This is a genomic window from Bacillus sp. C-3-6 (assembly GCF_054509685.1).
Genome location: NZ_CM137247.1, coordinates 4,911,677 through 4,924,353 on the forward strand (window position 1 = coordinate 4,911,677; position 12,677 = coordinate 4,924,353).

General features: G+C 36.3%; 10 protein-coding genes. 4 read left to right on the forward strand and 6 right to left on the reverse strand.

The features are described from left to right. Positions 1-55 precede the first annotated feature (55 nt). Complete coding sequence (locus tag ACW0JX_RS25365) at positions 56-1,381, reverse strand: UDP-glucose dehydrogenase family protein (RefSeq protein ID WP_095689999.1); 1,326 nt, start codon at positions 1,379-1,381, stop codon at positions 56-58. A gap of 648 nt (positions 1,382-2,029) precedes the next feature. On the opposite strand from ACW0JX_RS25365, the gene ACW0JX_RS25370 reads away from it, so the two are divergent. From ACW0JX_RS25370 to ACW0JX_RS25380, 3 genes are all read left to right on the forward strand, one after another. Beyond that, positions 2,030-3,103: a glycosyltransferase family 4 protein gene (locus tag ACW0JX_RS25370; RefSeq protein ID WP_000378320.1), complete on the forward strand. Its 1,074-nt coding sequence runs from the start codon at positions 2,030-2,032 to the stop codon at positions 3,101-3,103. Positions 3,104-3,293: 190 nt separating this feature from the next. After that, a complete protein-coding gene (locus tag ACW0JX_RS25375; protein WP_446025890.1) occupies positions 3,294-4,031 on the forward strand; it encodes a polysaccharide deacetylase family protein in 738 nt (245 codons plus the stop codon). 104 nt (positions 4,032-4,135) lie between these two features. Continuing rightward, on the forward strand, positions 4,136-6,811 hold the full coding sequence (locus ACW0JX_RS25380; RefSeq protein WP_000820950.1) for a PRD domain-containing protein: 2,676 nt from the start codon (positions 4,136-4,138) through the stop codon (positions 6,809-6,811). 144 nt (positions 6,812-6,955) lie between these two features. Here ACW0JX_RS25380 and exsM read toward each other — a convergent pair whose 3' ends face one another. Next, complete coding sequence (gene exsM / locus ACW0JX_RS25385) at positions 6,956-7,369, reverse strand: exosporium regulatory protein ExsM (RefSeq protein WP_000207046.1); 414 nt, start codon at positions 7,367-7,369, stop codon at positions 6,956-6,958. A 188-nt stretch (positions 7,370-7,557) separates the two neighbouring features. Between exsM and ACW0JX_RS25390 the strand changes: the two genes are divergently transcribed. Then, entirely contained in the window at positions 7,558-8,739 is a 1,182-nt protein-coding gene (locus ACW0JX_RS25390) for a chromate transporter (protein WP_089171986.1), read from the forward strand. Positions 8,740-8,780: 41 nt separating this feature from the next. Here the strand turns inward: ACW0JX_RS25390 and chbG are convergent, their stop codons facing one another. From chbG to celB, 4 genes are all read right to left on the reverse strand, one after another. Beyond that, positions 8,781-9,485, reverse strand: coding sequence for a chitin disaccharide deacetylase (gene chbG / locus ACW0JX_RS25395; protein ID WP_459245194.1), 705 nt, complete (start codon positions 9,483-9,485; stop codon positions 8,781-8,783). A 49-nt stretch (positions 9,486-9,534) separates the two neighbouring features. After that, entirely contained in the window at positions 9,535-10,860 is a 1,326-nt protein-coding gene (celF, locus tag ACW0JX_RS25400) for a 6-phospho-beta-glucosidase (protein ID WP_459245195.1), read from the reverse strand. 3 nt (positions 10,861-10,863) lie between these two features. Continuing rightward, positions 10,864-11,187 carry a PTS lactose/cellobiose transporter subunit IIA gene (locus ACW0JX_RS25405; protein WP_000989050.1) on the reverse strand — a complete coding sequence of 108 codons (324 nt, stop codon included), beginning with the start codon at positions 11,185-11,187 and terminating at the stop codon, positions 10,864-10,866. 182 nt (positions 11,188-11,369) lie between these two features. Beyond that, positions 11,370-12,677 carry a PTS cellobiose transporter subunit IIC gene (celB, locus tag ACW0JX_RS25410; RefSeq protein ID WP_065229567.1) on the reverse strand — a complete coding sequence of 436 codons (1,308 nt, stop codon included), beginning with the start codon at positions 12,675-12,677 and terminating at the stop codon, positions 11,370-11,372.

The following is a 12,677-nucleotide window of genomic DNA, read 5'->3' on the forward strand; positions in this document are numbered from 1 at the left end:
CACTATTTACAACTTCTATTATGACATATAAAAATATGCATGAGTACATCCCTTTTTAACGCATAACAGAAACTTTTCTATTACAAATACTTTTTCTGCCCACCGAGTAATAATCTATCTTTTGTTTCTTAACATCTTCATCAGTATAACAATTTCTCCCATCGAATAAAATAGGCTCTCTCATAAGTTGTACGTACTTTTCTAATGGGTACACTCGAATAGCTTCCCATTCTGTTACGATAAAAACCGCACTCGCATCTCTAATCGATTCATCTATACATCTACTATATTGTATAGCATCTCCAAATATATTTTTCACATATTGAATTGCTTTTGGGTCGTACAGAACAATTTCTGCACCTATATTAAGTAATGCTTCTATTATAATAAGAGATGATGCCTCTCTAATATCATCCGTATTCGGTTTAAATGACGCGCCAAGAACTGCAATCCGCTTTTTATTCATGTTCATAACTTTTTTCGCTTTTTCAATCAATAGCAGCTGTTGCTTATTATTTACTTCAATAACCGCTTTTAACAAACGAAAATCATGAGCAACATTTCCCGCAATTTGCACCAATGCTTTCGTATCTTTCGGGAAACACGATCCCCCGTATCCAATGCCCGCATTTAAAAAAGATGCACCAATTCTCTTATCCATTCCCATCCCTTTGGCAACATCCAATACATTTGCGCCTACCTTCTCACATATATTTGAAATTTCATTAATGAAACTAATCTTTGTAGCTAAAAAGGCATTCGATGCGTATTTAATCATCTCTGCACTTTTAATATCTGTAACATACGTTTCTAAGCATAATTGGCTATACAAACTCTCTACTCTTCTTGCTACTTCCTCACTATCCGCTCCAATTACAATACGATCTCCATGAAAGAAATCATAAATACCTGAACCTTCACGCAAAAACTCTGGATTCGATACGATATGTACTGTATGCCTCCCTTTTAAATTCCCCTCAATCCATTCCTTCATTACATCATTTGTACCTACTGGAACTGTACTTTTCGTAACAACAATAATATCGTTCTTCGCATATAATCCAATATCTTTACAAGCACTCTGAATATACGTTAAATCCGCCGTCCCATCTAATAAAGATGGTGTTCCAACTGCAATAAATATAAACTCTACATCATCAAATGCCTCTTCTTTATTTGATGTAAAAATTAAAGCATTATTCTTATATGCATGATTTATTAATTCATGTAATCTAACCTCATAAATAGGTAAATCCCCTTGTTTTATTCGTTTAATTTTTTCATCATCTATATCAAAACATGTAACTGAATGCCCCAACTTTGCCAATCCAACTCCTGTAATCAATCCAACATATCCAGTACCTATTATCGTAATTTTCATTTCCTTTTCGCACAGGAATTTACAATAGAAAAGATATGAAATACAGAATTCTCCCTGTGCTTCCCCCTCTCACATTAAAAATGAGAAAACCCTTTTCCTTCTTCATTATATGAATTACTTCCCTCATTCTTTTTAAAGTTTTTGTAAAATTAAATGCACTATAATATAAAGTGAAACTTTAATCAGTGGGGCTTTTACGGGCAGTTGATCCCCACCTAACTTCTTTGCTTCGCTGAATTTTGAGGTGGGGGTCTTACTGCCCGTTAATGCGGGATAAAGTAAAACTTTAATTAGTAGGAACGGGGCTACTAGTTGACGCGAGATAAATTCCCACATTTTAACATGAAACTTACTCATTTCTACGTGTAACACTTATAATACTGAACTAAAAGTATTCACTATCGAAGAAAAAAAGGAAATGTCATATTCCAAAGTCCAGTACGATTAACCTTCTCATATGATGCAACATTCTATATACAATTGTCATATATTCTATCCGCTTCCATTAACCGTAAAGAGAAAAAAAGATTGAATTCTAATCTTTTTGTGATACCATATGTTATGAGCCTGTAAATAAACATCATAATTTTCAGATAAATATATTTTCAAAAAAAAAAATTACGTTAGAATATAAAGGGTGGGGTATTAATGGACTCACAAGTGATTTATGCCATTTTGGCATCTTTCATCACTGTACTCGTCGTTACTCCTTTAGTTATTAAATTAGCTTTTAAAATAGGAGCGACAGATAAGCCAAACGCACGTAAAGTGCACCAAAAGATTATGCCACGTCTTGGCGGGTTAGCAATATTTATTGGTGTAGCTGTAGGATTTGTTGTCGGCGGCTTATATGAGCAAAGAATGTTATCGATAACACTAGGTGCGATTATCATTGTAATCATCGGAATTTTAGATGATATGTACGAGTTATCTGCAAGAGTAAAATTCGGTGGACAACTGTTAGTTGCCATTATGATTGTAAAAAGTGGATTATTAGTGCAAGTATTATATATCCCATTCCTTGGGGATACTGAACTTGGATGGCTTGCTTATCCAATTACAGTATTTTGGCTTGTAGGTATTACGAATGCAATCAACTTAATTGACGGCTTAGATGGATTATCTGCTGGTATTTCATCTATCGTACTTGCAACGCTAGCATATATGGCCTTCACTAGCCCATGGGGTACTGGAACAGCTATTATCTTGCCACTCGCATTAATTATATTAGCAAGTACAATTGGATTTTTATTCTACAACTTCCATCCAGCAAAAATTTTCATGGGAGATACAGGGGCACTATTTTTAGGATACTGTATTTCTGTTATATCGTTACTTGGATTATACAAAAGTGTAACGTTATTCAGTTTTATCGTTCCAATTATCATTTTAGGTGTACCTATATTTGATACGATATTTGCAATCATCCGTCGTATCGTAAATAAAAAACCTATTTCAGCACCAGATAAATCGCATTTACATCACCGCTTACTTGCAATGGGATTCTCTCATCGTAAAACGGTACTAATTATATACGCATTCGGTATTTTCTTTAGTGTAAATGCCATTATTTTCACTAGTGCAACGTTATGGTTATCCATTATTCTTCTTTTCGCTTTGATTTTCTTCACAGAAATCATTGCTGAAATAATCGGGCTTGTACATGAACGTTACAAACCACTTATTTCCTTTTATAAAAAAGTGAAAAAACGCGAAGACTAATTGTAGTATAGCCTTTACCATTATGAAATATTCAAATAGCATCCTTTAGGATGCTATTTTTTATTCCTTATTTTATATTTCCAAAATATAGATTGTTTGAGAGTTCCTCTATTGGAGAAAGATATACATAATAAGAAACGTATCAAGTTTTCTTTTTTACATCTTGATTGTCAAACTGAGGGTGAATGTTATGATCAAGCGAGTATTTCAATGTATTATTTTATTCTTAACAATTACTATGTACGCATCATCTAATACTGAAGCAACAACTGTTATTCCTGCTGAACATTATCCAAATACTGAAACGAACTCTCCTACACAAAAAATTGCGTACTTAACATTTGATGACGGGCCAAACAAATATACTACACAAATTTTAAACATCTTAAAAGAAAAGAACGGAAAAGCAACTTTCTTTGTTATTGGCGGAAAAGTGCCGCATTACAGAACAACGATGCAACGATTAATTAAAGAAGGACATTATATCGGGCTCCATAGCATGTCACATGATGTAAAACGCCTTTACACTGGTGACCCTTCCACTTTAATTGCAGAAATGGAACAAACACAAAGTATTGTCCAGCAAGTTACGAAATTAAATACACATCTCGTTCGCGTTCCATATGGTAGTATGCCTTACTTAAAAAAGAATTACCGTGACGCACTTGTATCAGCCCAGTATAAAATGTGGGATTGGACGATTGATACTTATGACTGGAAAAGCTATGATAATCCTTCTGCCATACTCGAAAGAGTGCGTAATCAAAGTGATGAACAAGTCGAAGTTATTTTAATGCATGATTCGAGTGTGACCGTACAAATACTGCCAAAAGTAATTGATTATTTACAGTCACAAGGATACAAACTTCTTCCCTATAATCCATCTTCTCATCTCAAGGTAAATTTTTGGAAAGACACAAGATTGTAACAGCTTTAGTACTTCTAGACTAAAGCTGTTTTATTTTTCTCTTCCCACCCTTCCCATTTTTGTGTAAACTTTTAAATAGTGATGAAGTTTCGAGGTGAATGGAAATGAAACGAATAGATCTCATTTTTAATGCAATACAAGAAGGAAATTATACAGAAGGTGTAACCGCATCAGAACTCGCTACATTTCTACAACTAGATCGCGCCAATGTAAGTAGCGACTTAAATAAACTTGTAAAAGATAAACGGTTATTAAAAACAAATACGCGACCTGTTCGTTTTTACATAGAAACGAACACTTCGTTGGAAACGCATTCAAAAGACATAACTTCATTAGATACATTTGCAATTGAAAATACGAGCCTTAAAATCGCAATTGAAAAAGCGAAAGCTTCTATTCTCTACCCTCCAAACGGTATGCATACTTTACTACTGGGAGAAACAGGGGTCGGAAAGTCTATGTTTGCTTCTTTAATGCACGAATATGCAATTGAAGTTGAACAGCTTCCCAAAAATGCACCATTTATCGTCTTTAACTGTGCTGATTACGCAAACAATCCACAACTACTACTTGGACAGTTATTTGGGATTAAAAAAGGAGCTTACACAGGAGCAAGTGATCAAAAAGGGTTAATTGAAAAAGCACATGAAGGAATTCTTTTCTTAGATGAAGTACATCGCCTACCTCCAGAGGGACAAGAAATGCTTTTCACCTTTATTGACCGCGGAGTGTACCGCCGCCTTGGAGAAACAGAGAACGAACGTAAAGCACAAGTATTAATCATTACTGCAACAACAGAAGAACCAAATTCCTTTTTATTAAAAACATTTACAAGACGTATACCGATGACTGTTACGCTGCCACCACTTCGTGAGCGTACACATAAAGAGCGCTTTGCTTTACTACAGCTATTTTTCACAAATGAAGCAATTCGTCTGCGAAAAGACATTCACGTTAGCCCAAATGCAATGCGTGCTTTCGTCTTTTACAATTGTCCCAATAACATTGGTCAATTAAAAACAGATGTTCAAATTGCCTGTGCGAAAGCCTATTCTGATTTGGTCACAAAGAAACGTGATTCTGTCTATGTTTCAAGTACAGATTTACCTTGGTATATGAAAGAAGGGTTGTTCATTGAAAGGAAGAGCCGTCACTTATACCAAATACCAAATGAAACATTTGTATTTACAGGTGAGGAAGGTTGGAGTAATCATAAAACAGAAGATGAAAAACGCTCTTCTATTTACGATTATATTGACTATAAATACGAAGAACTTCAAGCACGTGGTATTGAAGAGGAAGAATTAGAATTACTAATAGAAAATGATGTTCAAAGCTTTTTCGTACAATATTTTAACCAAATATCAAAAAAAACAAGCCATGAAAATGTTTTTAAAATTGTGGATCGTAATATCGTTTCCGTATGTGAAAAAATAGCGGAACTTGCTGAAAAGCATTTATCTAAGACGTTTGATGAAAAAGTATTTCTCGCTTTAAGTTTACATGTACAGACAACTCTACAACGTTTACAAAGTGGAAAACAAATACATCACCCACAATTAAATCAAATTCGTACGAAATATAAAGAAGCCTTTTCCGTAGCCATGCAATGCATTCAACTACTGGAAGAAGAATTACAAATAACAATGCCTATTGATGAAGCAGGCTTTTTAACAATGTTCTTCGTTGTTGATCCAATTCCTGCCTCACAAACAGAAGTAAAAGTATTAATATTAGCACACGGTAATGGCATCGCAACTGAAATGGCAAACGTTGCAAACGAACTTCTCGGCATTGAGGAAGTAACCGGTATTGATATGCCGTTACACGAATCACCGAAAGATTTCTTAGAGCGTGTGAAAGTTTATATGAAAACACTCCAAAATGTAAATGGGCTTCTTTTACTTGTTGATATGGGGTCACTTGCTTATATCGGTGACATATTAGAAACGGAGTTCAAAATCCCTGTACGTGTTCTCTCGATGACGAGCACACCACATGCACTAGAAGCAGCTCGAAAAGCTCAGCTCGGTTATTCATTAGATGCGCTATATGAAACAGTAAAAAATTTAACACCGTTTTACTTAAACGTACAAGAAGAAAAGAAAAAACCTCTCTCTCCAATGAAATCTGTTATTTTAACAGCTTGTTTAACTGGTGAAGGAAGTGCTTTAGCTATTCAAAAAATGTTAGAGAACTATTTACGATTTGATAAAGACTTAATTGAAATTATTCCGATTAGTATCGTCCATGAAAAAGACTTAACGAAAATGATCGAGAACATAAAAAAAGAGCGTAACATCATTTGTATCGTTACGAATTTCGATGTGCAAGTACCATGCTTAACATATCATTTCCAAGACATCGTAAACTACACAGCGATTCAGCCCATTCAAGAATTAATTACGTATGAAGAAACATATGCAAAAATGGCGGATATTCTTGAACAACAAATGCAACGTAACGATGGGGCATTACTGATCAAAACAATTCGTTACGCATTAAATACAATCCAAGAATTAATTTCCTTACAGCTAACTCCTGATAGCTTAATGGGTGTTATTCTGCATATGAGCTGTATGGTTGACCGTCTCCAAAAAGGAGAAAGCCTTCTTCCTCATCCTGATAAGGAGAAAAGGAGACAAGATGAATACTGGATGTATATGAAAGTAAAAAAAGCATTGCAACCAATTGAAAATACATTTGAAATACAAATACCAGATGACGAAGTATTTTACGTTATGGACTTCTTTATTAAAAATCAACCTGTTAAAAATTAATCGAGGCAGTTTTTAAAAATATCGACCGTAACGCGAGTTATATCAGCGATTTTCAAAATATATCGATTTACCGACAATAATCGCTAAAACTAGCACCTTATATAATGAGAAAAGGCTGTTCCAACATATGGACAGCCTTTTCCTCTACTTCTTTACTTTTCTAACTCGCCCTCTTATTTCTCCTCTTTTTTGTGATTTCGTATGAACATTAACATATACATTTGCTTGAATAATTTCTTGAAGTAAATGTACAAATGATTTCCCTTGTAAAGGTCCCTCAAAATCCTCCACATTCACTACACCAGTAATACTTCCCTCGTTCAAGCTAATCCCTTGCTCCAGTGGACCATACAAATATAAAACAACAGGACCAATTTGAGTAGACTTCCCTAAATGAATTTGACACGATGTAACCTTTTCTATATTTTTTAGTATTACTCTGTAATGCAATTTCGTTAAATCATCACTAAAAATAAACTCTGCTACCCCAAAAGCTTCTGTATTTACAGGAGGCACTTCCCTCTTACCTGTTAACCTGGCAAAGAAATGTGTTGTCATAAGGCATTCTCCTTATATAAATTTCCCAGCACTACTTCTACTACTTTATGGTTTAGACATAATCATTTATGACTTTTTCAATTTTAATTACAAAGAAAAGATTCACAAAATCTTTACATTAGATTTGTTCCTTTTGCTTTACCACTTCTTGTATAATGCACATAGCAAAAACATTCTAGGAGGTTATTTTGAAAAAAAACAAACACACCTTTCACGCATTATTAGAGATTTTTCTCGTCTCATTTAAATTAGGGCTTACTTCATTCGGCGGTCCTGTCGCTCATCTTGGTTATTTCCACCACGAATACGTGCAAAAAAGAAAATGGATGGATGAACGAAGCTATGGAGATTTAGTAGCGCTATGTCAATTCCTTCCTGGTCCTGCCAGCAGTCAAGTCGGTATGGGGGTTGGATTATTACGGGGCGGGCTTTTAGGAGCTATTATTTCATGGATTGGATTCACTTTACCGTCTGTACTTGTTTTAGTTTTCTTCGCCTCATTCCTTAATCAGTTCGATCTTGGAAGTGCTGGCTGGATTCATGGACTAAAACTTGTAGCAGTCGCTATTGTCGCTCATGCCATATGGGGAATGGCGCGAAAGTTAACTCCAGATCGCAACCGTGCGACGATTGCGATTGTAACTGCCGCAATCGCCTTATTATGGCCAAGTAGTTGGACACAAGTCATCCTCATTATAATATGTGGCTTTATCGGCTGGTTTTTATATCGCAACCAACCAATTAGCCAATCTCAAAATATAAAAGTACCTATTTCAAAAAAGATAGCAGTTTCTTGTCTCGTCTTATTCTTTGGACTATTACTACTGCTACCGATATTAAGACCGTTCTCTTATTACATCGCTTTATTTGATAGTTTCTATCGCTCTGGCGCACTTGTATTTGGAGGAGGACACGTCGTGCTGCCTCTTCTTGAAGGTGAGTTCGTACAAAACGGAATGATGACGAAAGAACAGTTCCTAGCTGGATACGGATTAACACAAGCAGTACCAGGACCACTATTTACATTCGCCTCTTATATAGGAGCAGTGTTAAATGGGACGCTTGGGGCAACACTCGCAACAATTGCGATTTTCCTCCCTGCTTTCTTACTCGTTATTGGTGTTTTACCATTTTGGAACAGTGTGAGAAAAATATCATTCATACAAGGCGCACTACTTGGTGTTAACGCCGCAGTTGTTGGTATTTTAATTGCCGCTTTTTACGATCCCATTTGGACGAGTACAATTATAAATGCTTCAGATTTCGTTTTCGCTTCGCTTCTTTTTTGCTTACTAGCTTTTTGGAACACACCCCCCTGGGTTATCGTTATACTCGGAGCCTTTGGCGGATATATTCTGTCCATTTTATAAATAGAAAAAACGACGGCATGATGTAGCCGTCGTTTTTTCTATTAGAACCTCACAAGCTCTATTCCTTCTGGCAACTCACTCTCTGTTAAAATACGCAATTCCTTCACACGATCCATTACGTAAGAAGAACGCTTCACAAGCTCTGGATCAATATAAGCTGGATGAACCATAATTTCTACCGTTTGTTCACCTTGTACTCTTTCTTTTAACTTCACAAAGTAATCTTCCGTCACACCATCCGCATAAAAGTCACTGTAAAACACATCAGAAAATGGATGCACCGCTCTATCTTCCTCACAACGACGAATCGGAACATTATATTTAACCGCTAATCTCTCAAGAACATCATGTAAAATCGGTAACCCATGCACATGATGATGACTATCTAAATGAGTTGGTGTTAATCCGTAAGATAAAAACTTCTCAATTTGAGCAGTCCATTCTCTCTCAACTTCTTCTGGATTTATATTCCCTTCCCTTACAACACTTTGTTTATGAAACGATCCGTCGCTACCTACAAGTGATGGTACGTCTCCAAGAAGTGGTTCCCCTGCTGTTAATACGAGATGTACGCCTACTCCGAGTAGGTTGTACTCTTTCGCTAAGCGTACCGCATGCTCTGTTCCTGGCATATTCATCATCATCGTCGTTGAATTTACAAGTCCATTTATATGCCCATCAATAATGCCGTAATTTGTACCCTCTGTAAGACCGAAATCATCTGCATTTACAATTAACTTAATCATCATAATACCTCCTAATAGAATAAAAAAAGCGGGCTAAATAGCGCCGCTTTTACTTCTCTACCTTTTTAAAGAACTGTGGAAGATACTCTTTATGTGCTTCCAACATTTCATCTAAAATTTGTTTTGCAACTTTATCCGATGGTACAATTGGATTGATTGTCATAGCAAGCAGCGCCTTATGATAATCCCCTGTAACAGCAGCTTCAATTGTTGTGCGCTCGAATGATTTAATTTGTTGTACTAAACCGCGAACTGGTACTGGAAGATCTCCCACTGCAATTGGTTTTGGACCTTCTTTCGTAATAATACAGTTCACTTCAACAGCAGAATCATGTGGTAAGCTTGCAATTGTTCCGTTGTTTCGTGTATTAACAGGCTGGATATCACCTTTATTATTGTAAATAGACGTAATTAAGCTACATGCTGCATCACTATAATAAGCTCCGCCACGTTTTTCTAATTGTGGTGGTTTAATATCTAAGTTCGGGTCTTTATATAACTCAAATAAATCATTTTCTAATTGTTTTACTACTTCTGCACGTGTACCTTTTTCAACAGAAGCTTCTTTCTCTTCTTCTAACATTTCACGTGTTTTGTAGTAGTAACGATGGTATGGACATGGAATTGCACGAAGTCCACGAATAAAGTCTGGTTCCCAGTTAAGCGCTGCGATATTTTCCATCGTAATTTGCTTTTCTGGATCTGTTACAAGCTCTAGCACGCGGTCCATTACACTCACGCCATCTAAATATACGTCTAGTCCGTATACCATATGATTTAAACCTGCGAAATCAACGTGAACACGACTCGCATCTACTTCAAGTAATCTTGCAAGACCCATACGAATTCCGATTGGAACGTTACATAGACCAACTACTCTTTGAATATTTGTATAACGAAGGACAGCTTCTGTTACCATACCAGCTGGATTTGCAAAGTTAATTAACCATGCATTCGGACAGAGCTCCTCCATATCTTTACAAATATCTAAAATAACAGGAATCGTTCTCAACGCTTTGAATAGACCACCAGGACCATTCGTTTCCTGACCGATTACATCATATTTTAACGGGATTGCTTCATCTTTTGCACGTGCTTCTAATAAACCAACGCGAAGTTGTGTTGTTACGAAGTCAGCATCTTTTAATGCCTCACGGCGATCAAGTGTTAAATGCACCTCGATTGGTAAACCTGATTTTTTCACCATACGTTTCGCTAAGTTACCAACGATTTCTAACTTTTCTTTTCCTGCCTCGATATCTACTAACCAAATTTCACGAACAGGCAGTTCATCATAACGCTTAATAAATCCTTCAATTAACTCTGGTGTATAACTAGATCCACCGCCGATTGTAGCAATTTTAATTCCAGTCATGCTTTATTCCCCTTTCGCTTCAAGCTTTTTATAAAGATCGATAAACTCTGCTGCTAATTCTTTCACTGTAATCGCATTCATTAAATGATCTTGTGCGTGAATTAAAAGAACACTAATCTCTGTTTTTTCTCCTCTTGCTTCTGATTGTATGAGCTCTGTTTGGAAATGATGCGCTTCATTAATCGCTTCTTTCGCCTTTACCATCGCTTCATCTGCTTCTGCCATTTTCCCCTGTTTGGCAAATTGAAGTGCCTCCATCGCAAAGCTTCGTGCGTTACCACTATTTAAAATCAATTGGAATGGAATTTGTTCTGCTGTAGTCATCATAATTACCGCCCTCTCTATAAAGTTCAACCGATTTAAATATCCCTTCAGTTTGAACATCTCTATTAAAGTTTTAATTTATTAATGATAGTTTGGTGTTCTTGCAGATGTGTTTCATCTTTTTGAACATGATATAAAGGTGATTGTTCTCACAGATCATGTTGTCTGTGAGAACAATCTCTATGTTACATAGGTACAGAGTTGTTGTTTCCTTGCGCTGCTTCTTTTTCAGTACGAACAACTGAACGGTCACATAATACAACGAATGGATAATAGATTACCATCGCAATTACAAAGTTGAATAACTGTAGAATTGCACCTGAAAGATGTCCACCTGTTACAAGATAACCACTAATAATTGGTGGTGTTGCCCATGGGATCATCGCAACTGTTTTTGGTACCCAGCCAATAGATATAGCTGTATAAGAAGTGATTACTAATACAATTGGCGTTATGATAAACGGTAAGAATAAAACTGGATTTAAAATAATTGGCGTACCAAATATTACCGGTTCATTAATATTGAATGCACCTGGTCCAATCGATAAGCGAGATACACCACGTAACTGTGCACTTTTTGCTACAAGTAATACCACTACCAAGAATGCTAATGTTGCACCAGAACCACCAAGATATACGAAAGTATCAAAGAATGGTTTTGTAATAATGTTTGGAACATCAAATGCAGATGTACCACCTTGGAATAACTTCATGTTTTTCTCTAATGCCGGTAAGTATAATGGCTCAATAATACCACCAACAATATTTGGACCATGTAAGCCGAAGAACCAAAGAAGATGAACAAGGAGTACAATGACAATTGCACTTGGTAATGTCCCTGCTAAACTTTGTAGTGGTGATTGAATCGTATTAAAGATAAATTCATGAACACTTGTACCAGCTAATTTCACTGCTAATTGAATACCTGCAACTACTGTTAAGATAACAAATGCTGGAACTATAGCTGCGAAAGATCTTAAAACTGCTGGTGGTACTCCATCAGGCATTTTAAAAGTAATGTTTCTTTGTACAAAGAAACGGAATACTTCAGTAACAAGGAGTGCCACGATAATTGCTACGAATAACCCTTGTGCACCTGTCCAAGCTAAGTTCAATCCGCCTTCTTTCGGTGTTGTTGGCGTAAGAATAATTAACGCACCAAATGAAATAATACCTGCTGACAAACCATCAACGCCGTAAGATTTTGCTAAGTTATAACTTGTTGTAAATGCTATGATTAGTGCTAGAATCGCGAAAGAACCAGTCCACATTCCACCGCCAACTTGTTTCCACGTTTCACCAAACATACCTTTCATGAAATCTTGGAAAGCTTCAGACGGAAAACCATTAATTAGTGATGCCAGTGCACCAACTAAAATAAGTGGCATAACTGCAATAAATCCGTCACGGATTGCAGCTAAGTGACGTTGCGATCCGATTTTACCAGCGACAGGAACAATATATTTCTCCATAAATGCAATAAACTTTTGCAT

Bases quoted from the DNA above. Each gene is read 5' to 3' on its own strand.
- ACW0JX_RS25405 (WP_000989050.1), bottom strand. From the start codon at position 11,187: ATGATGACTACAGCAGAACAAATTCCATTCCAATTGATTTTAAATAGT.
- ACW0JX_RS25375 (WP_446025890.1), top strand. From the start codon at position 3,294: ATGATCAAGCGAGTATTTCAATGTATTATTTTATTCTTAACAATTACT.
- celB (WP_065229567.1), bottom strand. From the start codon at position 12,677: ATGCAAAAGTTTATTGCATTTATGGAGAAATATATTGTTCCTGTCGCT.
- chbG (WP_459245194.1), bottom strand. From the start codon at position 9,485: ATGATTAAGTTAATTGTAAATGCAGATGATTTCGGTCTTACAGAGGGT.
- ACW0JX_RS25370 (WP_000378320.1), top strand. From the start codon at position 2,030: ATGGACTCACAAGTGATTTATGCCATTTTGGCATCTTTCATCACTGTA.
- ACW0JX_RS25380 (WP_000820950.1), top strand. From the start codon at position 4,136: ATGAAACGAATAGATCTCATTTTTAATGCAATACAAGAAGGAAATTAT.
- exsM (WP_000207046.1), bottom strand. From the start codon at position 7,369: ATGACAACACATTTCTTTGCCAGGTTAACAGGTAAGAGGGAAGTGCCT.
- celF (WP_459245195.1), bottom strand. From the start codon at position 10,860: ATGACTGGAATTAAAATTGCTACAATCGGCGGTGGATCTAGTTATACA.
- ACW0JX_RS25365 (WP_095689999.1), bottom strand. From the start codon at position 1,381: ATGAAAATTACGATAATAGGTACTGGATATGTTGGATTGATTACAGGA.